The 16432-nt window shown below is 59.0% G+C and carries 13 protein-coding genes; 8 read left to right on the forward strand and 5 right to left on the reverse strand.

What is annotated here, in order from left to right; genetic code table 11:
* Positions 1–98: 98 nt before the first annotated feature.
* From ACJ8MK_RS14375 to fliD, 4 genes are all read right to left on the reverse strand, one after another.
* Positions 99–959: a helix-turn-helix transcriptional regulator gene (locus ACJ8MK_RS14375; RefSeq protein ID WP_033653647.1), complete on the reverse strand. Its 861-nt coding sequence runs from the start codon at positions 957–959 to the stop codon at positions 99–101.
* Between the two features lie 308 nt (positions 960–1267).
* Positions 1268–1636 carry a flagella biosynthesis regulatory protein FliT gene (gene fliT, locus ACJ8MK_RS14380; RefSeq protein ID WP_004934765.1) on the reverse strand — a complete coding sequence of 123 codons (369 nt, stop codon included), beginning with the start codon at positions 1634–1636 and terminating at the stop codon, positions 1268–1270.
* Positions 1636–2046 carry a flagellar export chaperone FliS gene (gene fliS / locus ACJ8MK_RS14385; protein ID WP_033634970.1) on the reverse strand — a complete coding sequence of 137 codons (411 nt, stop codon included), beginning with the start codon at positions 2044–2046 and terminating at the stop codon, positions 1636–1638. The genes fliT and fliS overlap by 1 nt, the downstream gene beginning before the upstream one ends.
* Before the next feature lie 33 nt (positions 2047–2079).
* Positions 2080–3495 carry a flagellar filament capping protein FliD gene (gene fliD, locus ACJ8MK_RS14390; protein ID WP_442517843.1) on the reverse strand — a complete coding sequence of 472 codons (1416 nt, stop codon included), beginning with the start codon at positions 3493–3495 and terminating at the stop codon, positions 2080–2082.
* A gap of 281 nt (positions 3496–3776) precedes the next feature.
* Here fliD and ACJ8MK_RS14395 point away from each other — a divergent pair, with 281 nt between their 5' ends.
* The 7 genes from ACJ8MK_RS14395 (at position 3777) to tcyN (ending at position 9938) form a co-directional block, all read left to right on the forward strand.
* Entirely contained in the window at positions 3777–5018 is a 1242-nt protein-coding gene (locus ACJ8MK_RS14395) for a flagellin FliC (protein WP_043147611.1), read from the forward strand.
* Between the two features lie 182 nt (positions 5019–5200).
* Entirely contained in the window at positions 5201–5923 is a 723-nt protein-coding gene (locus tag ACJ8MK_RS14400) for an RNA polymerase sigma factor FliA (RefSeq protein ID WP_004934752.1), read from the forward strand.
* A 55-nt stretch (positions 5924–5978) separates the two neighbouring features.
* Positions 5979–6488 (forward strand): flagella biosynthesis regulatory protein FliZ, encoded by a 510-nt coding sequence (gene fliZ, locus ACJ8MK_RS14405; protein ID WP_033647756.1) that lies wholly within the window; start codon positions 5979–5981, stop codon positions 6486–6488.
* Between the two features lie 123 nt (positions 6489–6611).
* Entirely contained in the window at positions 6612–7604 is a 993-nt protein-coding gene (locus ACJ8MK_RS14410) for a D-cysteine desulfhydrase (protein WP_025303239.1), read from the forward strand.
* 115 nt (positions 7605–7719) lie between these two features.
* On the forward strand, positions 7720–8520 hold the full coding sequence (gene tcyJ, locus ACJ8MK_RS14415) for a cystine ABC transporter substrate-binding protein (protein ID WP_103772290.1): 801 nt from the start codon (positions 7720–7722) through the stop codon (positions 8518–8520).
* The gene (gene tcyL, locus ACJ8MK_RS14420) at positions 8520–9182 is read left to right on the forward strand and encodes a cystine ABC transporter permease (protein ID WP_033634963.1); all 663 of its coding nucleotides are present in this window, start codon (positions 8520–8522) and stop codon (positions 9180–9182) included. Before tcyJ ends, tcyL begins: the two co-directional genes overlap by 1 nt.
* 3 nt (positions 9183–9185) lie before the next feature.
* Complete coding sequence (tcyN, locus tag ACJ8MK_RS14425; RefSeq protein ID WP_033647754.1) at positions 9186–9938, forward strand: L-cystine ABC transporter ATP-binding protein TcyN; 753 nt, start codon at positions 9186–9188, stop codon at positions 9936–9938.
* 314 nt (positions 9939–10252) lie between these two features.
* On the opposite strand, the gene putA is transcribed toward tcyN, so the two are convergent.
* Complete coding sequence (gene putA / locus ACJ8MK_RS14430; RefSeq protein WP_197771777.1) at positions 10253–14224, reverse strand: trifunctional transcriptional regulator/proline dehydrogenase/L-glutamate gamma-semialdehyde dehydrogenase; 3972 nt, start codon at positions 14222–14224, stop codon at positions 10253–10255.
* Positions 14225–14795: 571 nt separating this feature from the next.
* On the opposite strand from putA, the gene putP reads away from it, so the two are divergent.
* Positions 14796–16280, forward strand: a complete 1485-nt coding sequence (gene putP / locus ACJ8MK_RS14435; RefSeq protein WP_033647752.1) for a sodium/proline symporter PutP — start codon at positions 14796–14798, stop codon at positions 16278–16280.
* Positions 16281–16432: the final 152 nt, after the last annotated feature.

The following is a 16432-nucleotide window of genomic DNA, read 5'->3' on the forward strand; positions in this document are numbered from 1 at the left end:
ATTCGCTCTTCGGCGGATCGACGTTGCGTTGCATGTCGCAGCATTGTGACAATCGTTAGGGACCTGTGCCAAATAAAACCATTTTGTTACGCGTCTATTTAGGTTTCTCCTGTGGCCATCGTTTCGACTCCCTGGGAGGTTGGCTCCATAATCCTTTGGTGACCGCGAATGGCGGTCGGGGCGAAACCGAAGCGTTTGCGAAAACGTTCGGCGAAACGTGATGCGCTTTCATAGCCGACATGTTGCGCGATGGCGGAAATCGGCCAGTCGGTCGACTGCAGCAGGGCCAGTGCGCTACTCATGCGCACGTCGATCATCAGGTTGCGCAACGCGGTATTTTCCATCGACAGTTTGCGGCGCAACATCACTTCGCTCATCGACAGGCTTTCCGCCACTTTCGCCGCCGTCCAAATGCTGTGCGGGTCGGTCGCCAGGCAGCGGCGCACGCGCTGCGTCAGGTCTTTGGCTTCGTTGTGGATGAAGCGAATGCCGAATTGGGCCAACCACAGCAGAATTTCCAGCATCTTGTGCCGCACGATGATGGTGGGAAAGCGCTGCCGGAGCGCCAGCGCCAGGCTGGTGGTCTCGAAACTGTGCTTCAGGGCGCAGGGCAGGCTGCGCAGCGCCAGGACGGCATCAAACGGCATCGGCGCCGGCGCGTCCTCGGCCGGAGGCTGAACGGTGAGCAGCAGTGGGTCGCAGGTCAGCAACTGGCAACTGAAAACGCCTTCTTCGGATGGGCCGTTAATAATATCCACCGTTTGCCCCCCGTCGATTATCAACAGCTCGCCGGCATGAGCCACCACCTCGCGTTGTTGCCAGCGTACGCGCTTATGGCCCTGTTGTATCAGATACAGATGTGGTTGCTCAAAATAGACTGAAGGGAATAATAATTCAGTATGCTGAATGATGTGCGCTGAGGCGCCAATTCCTGGACAGAGATTAATTGTACGTTCCATCGATATTCATTTCGCAGCCATTATCTGAGAATATCTTTACGCTTTGATCCGCGTTGGAGCAACATTTTTCCATGGGCCGTGAAACACAGCGGCGTGTTTTATCTATCAAAAATCAATTTCCTGCTGAACAGAAAACGTCCGTGTCGGGATAATGTTTATCCATTAAAGTGAGAGCCAGGCTCGAAGCGCGCATTTTACCAATTACCCATAAACTGAATAATTCAAATGCCATAGATTAATATCCTAACGTAACCCGAGAGTAATAGCGCATAGTGCTATTTAATCCATTTTCGTCAGTATTGTCGATCTTATCGGACCTGTGGCTCCCCCAGCAACAGTGCACGGTCATGAAACTGGCCGTAGGTATTGTTGACCACGTTCTGGCGCGTGGACTGTTCGATCAGCATTTTCAGCTCATCCATGCGCTGCTGTAACAGACGTTTGAGCTCGGTTTCGTTGTCGAGGATCTGTTGCAGCTTATTGCGCAGCATCTCCTGCAACGCCATGGAAGGGCCGGCTTGCCCGGTAAAGGCGGCGGTTTTTTCCACCGCCGTTACGTAAGCGAATTCGAGCTCGACGAGCTCCTCCCAGCGCCCGGTTTGCGCCAGCGCGATCATCTGGCTGCTCAGGCTGTAAATTTGTTGATAAGCGGCTAACAGCTGCTGTTGACGTTCCATTACACGGCGTCCTGCGAAGGTTGGTAGTTGGGGCCGATCTGGCGCCAGGCATCGGCGATGTTTTCCAGCAGTTTGACCACTTCGGCGATCGCCGCTTCGTCGTTGTTCAGGTTGGCCTGCATCAGGCGCCGCTTCATATAGTCGTACAACGCCGCCAGGTTTTCGGCGATTTCGCCGCCCTGTTGCGGATCCAGGCCGCCTTTCAGGCCGTTGTCGATGATGTTGATGGCTTTGGACAGCGCCATACCTTTGCCGGCGATATCGCCCTGGTTCATCAGGATGCGTGCGCGAAGCAGGGCGCTGAGCGCCCCGTCGAACAACATCACGATTAACTGGTGCGGGCTGGCGCTCATGGCGCCGCTTTCCAGACTGACCTGTGCATAGGCCTGAGTGCCGCTTCTGTTATACATGTTGTTTCTTTTACCTGTTACCTGGTTAAGGGATCACTTTGTCGAGAATTGCTGTTGTAAATAGTTACCCGTGCTGCTCAATTTGGACATCATGGTATCCAACTGAACGAACTGCTGCTTATAGCGGTCGATGGTGTTCTGAATGCTGGCCGTGACCGTGGTGATCTGAATGTTCAGGCGATCGAGGTTGGTGTTGATGCTCTTGGTCGAGTTCTCGATGATGCCGCCGGATTTGACGTAGTTCTGGATCTCGTTGTGGATTTCGGTGGCCATGCCGGTGTCTTTACCGTTGCCGGCGAAGAAGTTGGCAACCTGATCCGGTTTTTCGTCGATGGCTTTGTTCAGCTTGGTGCTGTCGATTTCCAGCTTACCGGTTTTGACGTTGGTGGTGATGCCGAGGTTGCCCAGGCCTTTCAACTCCGGGTTGTCCTGTGCTGAACTGAGGGCGCTCTTGATCGAAGACTGGATGCCGCGCAGGGTGTTGTCGCCCAGCAGCGCGCCGTTTTTGGCATTCTGCGCTTCACCGCTTTTAACCGGCGTGTATTTGGTCAGCGAATTGAAGGTGTCCAGCAGCGAGTTGTAGTTATCTACCCACTCTTTAATCTTGTCGGCGCTGCCGCTCTTGTCGATGCCGATCACCAGGTTTTGCGGTTCGCCGGGCTTGGTGGTGGTTTTCAGATCGAGCGTTACGCCCTGCAGAGCATCGGCGATCGAGTTGGTGCTGCGCTTGATTTTCGTGCCGTTGACGACGATTTCCGCATCCTGGCCGGGCACGGTTTGCTTCATCGCGGCGCTGCCATCTTTAGGCGGATTTTTAGGATCGTAGTTGAGGATGGCGCCGAGCTTGTCGTCGTTATTGACCTGCACCGAAATGGTGTTTTTTTCGCCTGGCGTGGTGGAGCTTAATGCCAGTTGATAGTCATTGTCGCCGACGCGCATGATGCTGGCGGTGACGCCGGATTTCGATTTATTGATGGCGTCGCGCATCTCGACCAGTGAGGTCTGATCGTCGCTGAGCGTGATCTTGGTCTCTTTCGGCGGGTTGCCTGCCGTAATAGAGATGGAACGATCGCTGCTGCCCGGCGTGCCCAGTTTGGCCTGCTGGTCGGCAATCGGCGTCTGAGTGGTCAGCGTTTGCGGCTGCGCGAGCTTCAACACCTCGATCGAGTAGTTGCCCGGCACCGATTTGTCGGTGGTGGTCACGGTAAACTGATCGTGCTTGGTGGCGGTAGTGTTGTTGAAGAACTCTGGCTTGGCCAGGTCTTTGCTCAGATTGTCAAACTTCTCCAGCGAGCTTTTCAGCGTACCGTAAGCGGTCAACTGGGCGTTATAGCTGGTCTGCTGGGTGGTGTACGGCGTCAGACGCTGTTGTTCCGCTTTGGTCAGCTTGTCCAGCAAACCGTTAAGGTCGAGTCCTGAGCCGATGCCTAATGAACTGATCGATGCCATTCGTGCTTCTCCTTGATAATGACTTTATTCGCTTTACGCGTTATCGGCCCAGCGGTGAAAAAGTTTACTGAAAAAAACAAAAAAACGATGACGCAATAGAAGAGGGAAAAACCGCGTTATTTCTGCCATTGCCGGCGGCGCAAAAAATTTTAAAAAATTGCTAAAGGTTGTTAGGGGAGGGCCGATACCTGAGGGGACGGTGGTTGACGCCGTGGGCAAACAAGCCCGAACCTTTTAACTGTGTTGCGAAGAACGCAACTGACTCGTAAGGAAAGCAAACAATGGCACAAGTAATCAACACTAACAGCCTGTCGCTGATGGCGCAGAACAACCTGAACAAATCTCAGTCTTCTCTGGGCACTGCGATTGAGCGTCTGTCTTCCGGTCTGCGTATCAACAGCGCGAAAGACGATGCTGCGGGTCAGGCTATCTCCAACCGTTTCACTGCAAACATCAAAGGCCTGACTCAGGCTTCTCGCAACGCCAACGACGGTATCTCCCTGGCGCAGACCACTGAAGGCGCACTGAACGAAGTTAACGACAACCTGCAGAACATCCGTCGTCTGACCGTACAGTCTCAGAACGGTTCCAACTCTGCCAGCGACCTGCAGTCCATCCAGGACGAGATCTCTCAGCGTCTGTCTGAAATCAACCGCATCTCCGAGCAGACCGATTTCAACGGCGTGAAAGTGCTGAGCTCAGATCAGAAACTGACCATCCAGGTTGGCGCGAACGACGGCGAAACCATCGATATCGAACTGAAAGACATCAACGCTAAAACGCTGGGTCTGGAAAAGTTCAGCGTGGCTGATGGCATTGATACGACTAAAGTTGGTGCAAAAGCGACTAACGTACAAACAGGCAAAGATCTCACCATCACTAACACCACGAACAAACAAGCAAATGGTGCTGCGCCAGCCAGCTTCCTGAAGGACAATGCTACCGGTGATATCTATGCTGTTGGTACCGATGGTAAGAACTATAAAGCAACCATCGACAAAACCTCTGGTGACATCACTGCAATTGCTGCTGCTGAAACCACTGGTCTGACCGATACCAGCGCGACAACAACTGTGAAGGAAGAAGTTGCTGCAAGCGGCCCAGATGCGGCTAACCTGCACTCTTACGACAACGGTAAATCTTACGTGATCCAGGAAGGTACCGGTGCCAATGCCAAATATTTCAAGGCGAGCGTAGACGCTACCGGTAAAGTGACCAAGGGCGCAGAGCAGTCCACCGAGCCAAAAACTGCCGACCCGCTGGCGACCCTGGACAAAGCGCTGTCTCAGGTTGACTCCCTGCGTTCTTCCCTGGGTGCGGTACAGAACCGTTTCGATTCTGTTATCAACAACCTGAACAGCACCGTTAACAACCTGTCCGCTTCTCAGTCCCGTATCCAGGATGCCGACTACGCGACCGAAGTGTCCAACATGAGCCGCGCCAACATCCTGCAACAGGCTGGCACCTCTGTTCTGGCACAGGCTAACCAGTCTACTCAGAACGTTCTGTCCCTGCTGCGTTAATCGTCTCTCCCGATTAACTGTCGCAAAGAAACCCCGCCTCGGCGGGGTTTTTTTATGCTCGCGCACCGCGCGGTTATTACATGGCGCAAATAAAGCCCGTTTTGTGCGACTGTTCAGCCGATTGGCATTCTGCCCCCTACGCATAATAGCGCTGACTCTCTTATCCGCAGGTTTAAGACATAGTGAGCGATCTGTATACCGCCGAAGGCGTGATGGACAAAAATTCTCTCTGGCTGCGCTACGTGCCGTTAGTGCGCCACGAGGCGTTGCGCCTGCAGGTCAGGTTGCCCGCCAGCGTGGAGCTTGACGACCTGCTGCAGGCCGGGGGAATCGGGCTACTGAACGCCGTTGAGCGTTATGACGCCCTACAGGGAACCGCCTTTACCACCTATGCGGTGCAGCGCATTCGCGGCGCGATGCTCGACGAGCTGCGCAGCCGCGACTGGGTGCCGCGCAGCGTGCGGCGCCATGCGCGCGAGGTCGCGCAGGTGATGCGGCAGCTGGAACAGCGTTACGGCCGCCCGGCGAGCGAGACGGAAGTGGCGCAGACGCTGAATATCTCGCTGGATGAGTACCGTCAAATTCTGTTGGACACCAATAACAGCCAGCTTTTCTCCTACGACGAATGGCGCGAGGAGCATGGCGAGAACGCGGAACCGATGCTGGAAGGGCATGAAGAGGCCAACCCGCTGCATCACCTGTTGGAAGGCAGCCTGCGCCAGCGAGTGATCGACGCCATCGAGGCGTTGCCGGAGCGCGAAAAAATGGTGCTGACGCTGTATTACCAGGAAGAGTTGAATCTCAAGGAGATCGGCGCCGTGCTGGACGTCGGGGAATCCCGCGTCAGCCAACTGCACAGTCAGGCGATCAAGCGCCTGCGCGCGCGGCTGGCGAACGATACCTGACGGCGGCCCGCCGCCCCTCAACTCGATGACTCATGCGACAATCGGACTGCCCCTTATGCCAGGAATACTGTTGAAGAAACGGCCGCTTAGCCGTTACCTGAAAGATTACAAGCACAGCCAGACGCATTGCTCCCAGTGCGGTAAGCTGTTGGACCGCATGGCGCTGGTGTTTCGCGGCAAAATCATCAATAAAGAAGCCATCGCGCGCATGGATCAGCCGATCGACGATGCGGTCTGGCAAAACGTGCAGCATGAGCTGACCGCACTGTGCCGCTTTTGCAGCGAGATTTCCTGCAACAGCCACCCGAGCTATTTCGACATCATGGCGTTCAAGCAATATCTGTTCGAACAGACCGAGATGAGCCACAGCACCATTCGCGAGTACGTGGTGCGGCTGCGCCGGCTGGATGAAATGCTGGTGGCGCGCAATTACCCGGCGGACAAATTCGCCAACTGCGCCAGCCATCAGCGCATTATTGACGATCTGCCTAGCGCGGCGCACAACAACTACCGCATTGCGCTGCGCAAATACGATCAGTATCTCGCCTGGCAGCGCAGCTACTGAGACTTTCCCCGGCCGCTGGCCGGGATCTGCGGCTCCCCCCGTGATAAAGGATGATTATTCAGTTCACATCTGCTAAATCTATCGGTTATCAGATGTCGATATTCGATTCCCTGGGGGGAAGTAGTGAACCTGCAACAACAACTGGCGCAATTTCCGCGTCTGGATCTGGTTGGCACCGCCACACCGCTCGAAAAACTGTCCCGTCTCTCCGATTACCTCGGCCGTGAAATTTACCTCAAACGTGACGATGTCACCCCTATGGCGATGGGCGGCAACAAGCTGAGAAAGCTGGAGTTTTTGGCCGCAGATGCGCTGCGTCAAGGCGCTGATACGCTGGTCACCGCCGGCGCCATTCAATCCAACCACGTGCGCCAGACGGCGGCGGTGGCGGCGAAACTGGGCCTGCACTGCGTCGCGCTGCTGGAAAATCCCATCGATACCCGTGCGGAAAACTACCTGACCAACGGCAACCGCCTGTTGCTCGGCCTGTTCAACGCCGAGGTGGTGATGTGCGAAGCGCTGCACGATCCGCAGCAGCAGTTGGCGGAACTGGCGACGCGCCTCGAGGCACAGGGCTTCCGGCCTTACGTGGTGCCGGTGGGCGGCTCCAATGCCCTGGGCGCGTTGGGATACGTGCAGTGCGCATTGGAAATCGCCGAACAGAGCCAACGCAGCAACGTGGCGTTCAGTTCGGTGGTGGTGGCGTCCGGCAGCGCCGGCACCCATGCCGGGCTGGCGGTGGGGCTGCAACAGCTGCTGCCCGAAACCGAGTTGATCGGCGTGACGGTCTCGCGCACCGTGATCGATCAGCTGCCGAAGGTAGAGCAGATCCAGAAAGCCCTGGCCTGTTCGCTGAATATCGACGAACTGGCGCCGATCGCGCTGTGGGACGATTACTTCGCGCCGCAGTACGGCATGCCGAACGAAGAGGGCATGGCGGCGGTGCAGCTGCTGGCGCAGCAAGAAGGCGTGTTGCTGGATCCGGTATACACCGGCAAAGCGATGGCCGGTTTGATCGACGGCATCGCTCAGCGGCGTTTCCGCGACGAAGGGCCTATCCTGTTCGTTCACACCGGCGGTGCGCCGGCGCTGTTCGCCTACCATCCGCAGGTGTAAATACCGCTTGTTATTCCATTTTGAACTATATTTATAAGGTTATATTCCTTTATGCGGGCGGTCGCACTGTTAAAGTGCTGATATCAAAAAAGATAAATAACACACAGGGGTGTTTATGATGTTTGCGAAAGTTCGTCGTCAATGGCTGTTGGGCGTGGTGGGCGTCGCGTTGGCCGCCGGTTTGGCGACTCAAGCCTACGCCGCCGACAATCTGCTGCAGCAGGTGAAACAGCGCGGCACGCTGATCGTAGGTCTGGAAGGCACCTATCCGCCGTTCAGCTTCCAGGGTGAAGACGGCAAATTGACCGGTTTCGAAGTGGATTTCGCCAACGCGCTGGCGGAACATTTGGGCGTGAAGGCCAAGCTGAACCCGACCAAATGGGACGGCATGCTGGCTTCGCTGGAATCAAAACGCATCGATGTGGTGATCAACCAGGTGACCATCTCTGATGAGCGCAAGAAGAAATATGATTTCTCCACCCCTTACACCGTTTCCGGTATTCAGGCGCTGGTGAAAAAAGGCAACGAAGGCACCATCACCAAGCCGGAAGACCTGAAGGGCAAGAAGGTCGGCGTTGGTCTGGGCACCAACTATGAGCAATGGCTGCGCGAGAATGTGCAGGGCGTGGACGTGCGCACTTACGACGATGATCCGACCAAGTATCAGGATCTGCGCGTCGGCCGCATCAACGCCATTCTGGTGGACCGCCTGGCGGCGCTGGATCTGGTGAAGAAAACCGGTGATACGCTGGCGGTAGCCGGCCCGGCGTTCTCCCGCCAGGAGTCCGGCGTGGCGCTGCGCAAGAACAACCCGGAGCTGTTGGCCGCGATTGACCAGGCGATCGCCGAGATGCAAAAAGATGGCACGCTGGCGAAGATCTCCGAGAAATGGTTTGGCGCGGACGTAACTAAATAATGCACGAAAGTATTCAACTGGCGCTGGATTCAGCGCCATTTTTATTGAAGGGCGCAATACTGACGCTTCAGCTTAGCCTGGGCGGTATGGCGTTCGGCCTGTTGCTTGGTTTTCTGCTGGCGCTGATGCGCCTTTCGCCGCTTTGGCCGCTGGCGTGGCTGTCGCGCATTTACGTATCGCTGTTCCGCGGCACGCCGTTGATCGCCCAGCTGTTTATGATCTATTACGGTCTGCCGCAGTTCGGCATCGAGTTCGATCCTTTCCCGGCGGCGCTGATTGGCCTGTCGCTCAATACCGCCGCCTACACCTCGGAAACGCTGCGCGCGGCGATTTCGTCGATCGACAAAGGGCAGTGGGAAGCCGCCGCCAGCATCGGCATGACCCGTTGGCAAACCCTGCGCCGGGTGATCCTGCCGCAGGCGGCGCGCACCGCCTTGCCGCCGCTGGGCAACAGCTTCATCGGCCTGGTGAAAGACACCTCGCTGGCCGCCACCATTCAGGTGCCGGAGCTGTTCCGCCAGGCGCAGCTGATCACCTCGCGCACGCTGGAAGTGTTCACCATGTACCTGGCGGCATCGCTGATTTACTGGGTGATGGCGACCCTGCTTTCCGCACTGCAAAACCGCCTGGAAGCCCACGTTAATCGCCAGGATCAGGAGTAGCGCATGAGTGCCATTGAAGTTAAGCAATTGACCAAGCAGTTCAAGGGTCAGACGGTGCTGCATGGGATCGATCTGGCGGTGGACGCCGGCGAAGTGGTGGCGATCATCGGCCCGAGCGGTTCGGGGAAAACCACCTTGTTGCGCTGCATCAACCTGCTGGAGGAGCCGGATTCCGGCACCATTCGCGTCGGCGACATCCTGATCGACGGCAGCAAGCCGTTGAGCAAACAGAAAAATCAGGTGCGCGCGCTGCGTCAGCAGGTCGGTTTCGTGTTCCAGAGCTTCAACCTGTTCCCGCATCGTTCGGTGCTGGAAAACATCATCGAAGGGCCGGTGGTCGTCAAGGGCGAGGCGAAAGCCAGCGCGGAACAGCGCGCCCGCGCGTTGCTGGCCAAGGTGGGGCTGAGCGGCAAGGAGCAGGCTTATCCGCGGCGGCTGTCCGGCGGGCAACAGCAGCGAGTGGCTATTGCGCGCGCGCTGGCGATGCAGCCGGAGGTGATTTTGTTCGATGAGCCGACGTCGGCGCTCGATCCCGAGCTGGTAGGGGAAGTGCTCAATACCATGCGCTCACTGGCGGAAGAGAAACGCACCATGGTGATCGTCACCCATGAGATGAGTTTCGCCCGCGACGTGGCCGACCGGGTTATCTTTATGGATCACGGCCGCATCGTCGAACAAGGCCCGGCCAAAGCGCTGTTCGCCAACCCGCAGCACCAGCGCACTCAGCAATTCCTCGACAAGTTCCGGAATCAATAAGGCGGCGGGGGAGCTTCCCCCGCCCGCATTTACTCCGCTTTCAACAATTCGTTTCGCGCTGCGGCTGCCGTATCCCGGATGTTGCCGAACCAGAGAGTCAATGCGAATCGTAGCGGTCTGCTGCGGCTTTCAAGCAAACTAATCGTTCTAAGCTCCCCCTATTGTTATCGCCCATGAGGCGACACATCCTCATGCAAGAATAACAAGACGCTAACGTCTGGCCGGGCTGCGGGCAATAAAAAACCCTGCACGAGTGCAGGGTTTGCGTAGCGGTGAGCCAATCAGGCGGCAATGTATGGCCGCCTTGAGATGCGTTAACCGATGGTCATCAGGCTGGCGTTACCGCCGGCGGCGGCGGTGTTGACGCTCAACGAACGTTCGATCAGCAGGCGCTCTAACAGGATGTTGGTTTCACCGTGGGCGAAGCCTTGCACCGAGACGATGGCGCCGCCGCGCTGCGCGATCTGCTCGCACAGGGTGCGCAGCTGGTCGGCATCGCCGTGGTAGATGGCGGCGTCGAACTCGACCTTGTCCTGCTGCCAGTCTTTGCTGAAGGCGATGCGCGCCTGCACATCGTTCGGCAGGCGGCGGAACAGATTGCGCTGCAGTTCCGCTTCCGGCCACAGCGCGCTGCTGCCGACCGCCAGCACGGCGGCCAACTGGATCAGCGCGTCGGCTTCGTTATCCGCCAGGCACAGCACGCGTTCACGCGGCAGCAGGGCATAGGTATTGCGCTCGCCGGTCGGGCCCGGCAGCGGGCGTACGGTGCCGCCCTGGCCCAGTTCCGCATAGCGCTGCGCCAGTGCCGCCAGTTCGCCTTGTTGGCTGGTGACCGCCCATTTCTCCAGCGATTGCAGCGCGCCCAGCAGCTGCGGCCGCGCGGTGGCTTCCATCGGGCGCTCTTCGTCCTGACGGTGCAGCGTACGTTGCAGCGCGTCGTCCGGGCGGTTGGCCAGCAGACGGTACAGGTACAGCGGGCCGCCGGCTTTCGGGCCGGTGCCCGACAGACCTTCGCCGCCGAACGGCTGCACCCCGACCACCGCGCCAACCATGTTACGGTTGACGTACAGGTTGCCGACCTTGGCGCGTTCGGTCACCCGGGCGATGGTTTCATCGATACGGGTGTGAATGCCCAGCGTCAGGCCATAACCGGCGGCGTTGATCTGATCGACCAGCGCGTCCAGATTGTTGCGCTGGAAGCGCACCACGTGCAGCACCGGGCCGAAGATCTCTTTTTGCAGTTCGTCGAAGCTGTCGAGTTCGATCAGCGTCGGCTTGATGAAGGTGCCACGCGCCCACTCTTTCTCATCCTGCGCGCTGCCTTTGGCGGCCTGGTATACCTTGCGGCCTTTGGCGCGCATCGCCTGGATGTGGCGTTCGATGCCGGTTTTGGCGTCGGCGTCGATCACTGGGCCCACGTCGGTGGACAGGCGCTCCGGATTGCCCATGCGGCATTCGGCCATCGCGCCGCGCAGCATTTGCAGCGTGTGCTCGGCCACGTCTTCCTGAATGCACAGGATACGCAGCGCGGAGCAGCGCTGGCCGGCGCTGTCGAAGGCGGAGGCCACCACGTCGGTCACCACCTGCTCGGTCAGGGCGGAAGAGTCGACGATCATGGCATTCAGGCCGCCGGTTTCGGCGATCAGCGGCGTCGGGCGGCCCTGCGGATCCAGACGACCGGCGATGCTGCGCTGCAGAATACCGGCGACGTCGGTGGAGCCGGTAAACATCACGCCGCGTACGCGGGCGTCGTTGACCAGCGTTGAGCCGACGGTTTCACCCTGGCCCGGCAGCAGCTGCAGCACGCCTTGCGGAATGCCGGCTTCCAGCAGAATACGCACCGCCTGCGCGGCCACCAGCGGCGTTTGCTCGGCCGGTTTGGCCAGCACGCTGTTGCCGGCCGCCAGCGCGGCGGCGATTTGGCCGGTGAAGATCGCCAGCGGGAAGTTCCACGGGCTGATGCAGACCACCGGGCCCAGCGGGCGGTGGCTGTCGTTGGCGAAATCGTCGCGCACCTGGCCGGCGTAGTAGTGCAGGAAGTCGACCGCTTCGCGCACTTCGGCGATGGCGTTGTTGAAGGTTTTACCGGCTTCGCGCACCAGAATGCCCAGCAGGCTTTGCAGCTGGCTTTCCATCAGCTCGGCGGCGCGTTCGAGGATCGCGGCGCGCTCCGTCGGCGGCGTAGCGAACCAGATTGGGCCGGCGGCCGCGGCGGCGTCGAGCGCGCGGCTGACTTCATCTTCGGTGGCTTCACGCACGTAGCCGACCACATCGCCTGGCTCTGCCGGGTTGATCACCGGCTGCTCGACGCCCTGATCCAACTCGGCATCGATGATAGGTTCCGCGCGCCATGGATGGCTGGCGCTGGTGAGCAGGGCGCTGGAGAGCGAAGCCAGACGCTGTTCGTTGGACAGATCCAGACCGCTGGAGTTGGTGCGCTTCTCGCCGTACAGCTCGCGCGGCAGCGGAATGCGCGGGTGCGGCAGGCCAATCTGGCCTTCGCTGGCCGCCAGCGCTTCCACGGCGCTGACCGGATCGGCCACCAGCTCGTCTAGCGGCAGGGTGGCGTCGGCGATGCGGTTGACGAACGAGGTGTTGGCGCCGTTTTCCAGCAGGCGGCGCACCAGGTAAGCCAGCAGCGTTTCATGGGTGCCGACCGGCGCATAGATGCGGCAAGGGCGGTTCAGTTTGCCGTCGGCCACTTTACCCACCACCTGTTCGTACAGCGGTTCACCCATGCCGTGCAGGCACTGGAACTCATACTGGCCAGGGTAGTAGTTGTTGCCGGCCAGGTGATAGATGGCGCTCAGGGTATGGGCGTTGTGGGTGGCGAACTGCGGATAGATCAGGTTCGGCACCGACAGCAGCTTGCGGGCGCAGGCCAGGTAGGAAACGTCGGTATAGACCTTGCGGGTGTAGACCGGGTAGCCTTCCAGGCCGTCCATCTGGGCGCGTTTGATTTCGCTGTCCCAGTAGGCGCCCTTCACCAGACGGATCATCAGGCGACGGCGGCTGCGTTGCGCCATGTCGATCACCGCGTCGATGGCGAACGGACAACGTTTTTGGTAGGCCTGAATCACGAAGCCGATGCCGTTCCAGCCGGCCAGCTGCGGTTCGAAGCACAGCTTCTCCAGCAGATCGAGCGAGATCTCCAGGCGGTCGGCCTCTTCGGCGTCGATGTTGATGCCGATATCGTACTGGCGTGCCTGCAGGGTCAGCGACAGCAGGCGCGGGTAGAGCTCTTCCATGACGCGTTCGTACTGCGCGCGGCTGTAGCGCGGGTGCAGGGCGGACAGCTTGATGGAGATGCCGGGGCCTTCATAGATGCCGCGGCCGTTGGAGGCTTTGCCGATGGCGTGGATCGCCTGCTGGTAGGAAACCAGGTAGGCCTGGGCGTCGGCCTCGGTCAGGGCGGCTTCGCCCAGCATGTCGTAGGAGTAGCGGAAGCCTTTATCTTCGAGCTTGCGCGCGTTGGCCAGCGCTTCGGCGATGGTTTCGCCGGTCACGAACTGTTCGCCCATCAGGCGCATCGCCATGTCCACGCCTTTGCGGATCAGCGGTTCGCCGCTCTTGCCGATAATGCGGTTCAGCGAACGGGACAGATTGGCTTCGTTATGCGTGGACACCAGTTTGCCGGTGAACAGCAGGCCCCAGGTAGCGGCGTTGACGAACAGCGACGGGCTGCGCCCGAGGTGCGAGTGCCAGTTGCCGTTGCTGATCTTGTCGCGGATCAGGGCATCGCGGGTCGGTTTGTCCGGAATGCGCAGCAGCGCTTCCGCCAGGCACATCAGCGCCACGCCTTCCTGCGAGGAGAGGGAGAACTCTTGCAGCAGGCCTTGCACCATGCCGGCGCGGCCGTTTGCACTTTTTTGGTTACGCAACTTCTCGGCGATGCCATAGGCCATTTTGTGAGTTGCCTGTGCAAGATCGGCGGGTAATCGCGCCTGTTCGAGCAACATCGGCACCGCTTCGGTCTCCGGGCGACGATAGGCGGCGGTGATGGCGGCGCGGGTGACCGACTGCGGCAGAATTTGTTCGGCGAAATCGAGGAATGGCTGGTGTGACTCTTCCTGCGCTTGCGGCATAATGTCGTCCGCTTCAGGCTGGCCCGCAGCGGCCAGCGCTGGAATTTCAGGAATATCGGTACCGCTCTCGAGACGCTCGAGGTAATTAAAGATGGCCTGCTTGATGAGCCAGTGCGGCGTGCGATCGATGCGCTGCGCGGCGCTCTTGATCCGGTCGCGTGTTGCCTCGTCGAGTTTCACGCCCATTGTGGTAGTGCCCATGCCAATCCAACTCCTGTGTTTAGAACCTATCCCATCAGGCTAGACAAACAGCAGGCCGGAAAGCCTGTTGGGATAGGTTCGTGAGATGTGTGGGGTTAAGAATGCAGACAATATCCTGCATGTTGCAACTTTGTGCAACCTTGTTAAATCAGGCTGATGAGCGAAGTGTGAGTTTCATCGATTTTTTAACATCGGCAGTTGGCATGAATGTTGCGTTATTGAGCGAACGCGGCGGGGTTTATGCGGCCGCAGGCGTTTTACCTTGCGGTATATAAGGGTAATGACCGGGTGCAACTCATTTTACTTGTCGTGAGTGCAACCTTTGAGCCCGGTAAATGTGACGCAGGGTAAACTTTGTGTAACTTTGTTGTTAAATATCTTGTTGGTTGATGAAAGGCTCATCTAGGATAGCCGACGGTCAACAATTACGGGCAGAAACTATTTTACCTGCACTCGCTCGCAGGCTGCGCCACGTTCCGGCGCGGCGGCCAGTGAAATGCATTGCGCGTGGGTTTACCGGCGCCGGCGTGGCCGGAGCGAAACGCGAATAATAATGAAAGTGGAGAATTAAATGACAATGAGCACACCTATGCTGGTGACCTTCCTGGTGTACATTTTCGGGATGGTGCTGATCGGCCTGCTTGCCTACCGGGCAACCAACAACTTTGATGACTATATTCTCGGCGGCCGCAGTTTGGGCAGCGTGGTGACCGCGCTGTCCGCCGGCGCTTCCGACATGAGCGGCTGGCTGCTGATGGGCCTGCCGGGCGCCATCTTCCTCTCCGGCATCTCCGAAAGCTGGATCGCCATCGGCCTGACCATCGGCGCTTACCTGAACTGGAAGCTGGTGGCAGGAAGGCTGCGCGTGCATACCGAAGCCAACAACAACGCCCTGACGCTGCCGGACTATTTCACCAGCCGCTTTGAAGACAACAGCAAGCTGCTGCGGGTGATCTCGGCCATCGTCATCCTGGTGTTCTTCACCATTTACTGCGCCTCCGGCATCGTGGCCGGCGCGCGCCTGTTCGAAAGCACCTTCGGCATGAGCTACGAAACCGCCCTGTGGGCCGGCGCCGCAGCGACCATCCTGTATACCTTTATCGGCGGTTTCCTGGCGGTGAGCTGGACCGACACCGTGCAGGCCAGCCTGATGATTTTCGCGCTGATCCTGACGCCGGTGATCGTGATCTTCGCCGTCGGCGGCATCGATACCTCGATGCTGGTGATCCAGGCGCAGAACCCGGCCAACCTCGACATGCTGAAGGGGCTGAACTTCGTCGCCATCCTGTCGCTGCTGGGTTGGGGCCTGGGCTACTTCGGCCAGCCGCACATCCTGGCGCGTTTCATGGCGGCGGATTCTCACCGCACCATCCGCAGCGCGCGCCGCATCAGCATGACCTGGATGATCCTGTGCCTCGCCGGCACCATCGCCGTCGGTTTCTTCGGCATCGCTTACTTCGCCAATAACCCGGATCAAGCCGGCAACGTGTCGCAGAACGGCGAACGCGTGTTCATCGAGCTGGCGATGCTGCTGTTCAACCCATGGGTGGCGGGCGTGCTGCTGTCGGCGATCCTGGCTGCGGTCATGAGTACGCTGAGCTGCCAGCTGCTGGTGTGCTCCAGCGCGATCACCGAAGACCTGTATAAGGCGTTCCTGCGCAAAGGCGCCAGCCAGCGTGAGCTGGTGTGGGTCGGCCGCGTGATGGTGCTGGTGGTGGCGCTGATCGCCATCGCGCTGGCGGCCAACCCGGAGAACCGCGTGCTGGGCCTGGTGAGCTACGCCTGGGCCGGTTTCGGCGCCGCCTTCGGCCCGGTCGTGCTGATCTCGGTGCTGTGGTCGCGCATGACCCGCAACGGCGCGCTGGCCGGCATGCTGGTCGGCGCGGTGACGGTTATCGTCTGGAAACAGTACGAATGGCTGGGCCTGTATGAAATCATCCCGGGCTTTATTCTGGGCTGCCTCGCCATCGTGGTAGTGAGCCTGATGGGCCGCCGGCCATCCGCCACCATGACCGAGCGTTTCGATCAGGCGGAAGCCGAGTATAAAACGGTATAACGCCGTTCGATGTCAGTCAGCAAGGGGCGCGTAACGCGTAATGCCGATCGTTTAAGGATCAATTGACCGATCCGGTAGTTGCTGTAAAAAGGGTTCATGGCATCATCATGGACCCTTAAAATGGAACTTTCCCAGGCTCTTGGCATTATCAA

This window comes from Serratia sp. CY38905, from assembly GCF_052168875.1.
GTDB classification, from domain to species: Bacteria; Pseudomonadota; Gammaproteobacteria; order Enterobacterales; family Enterobacteriaceae; genus Serratia; species Serratia sarumanii.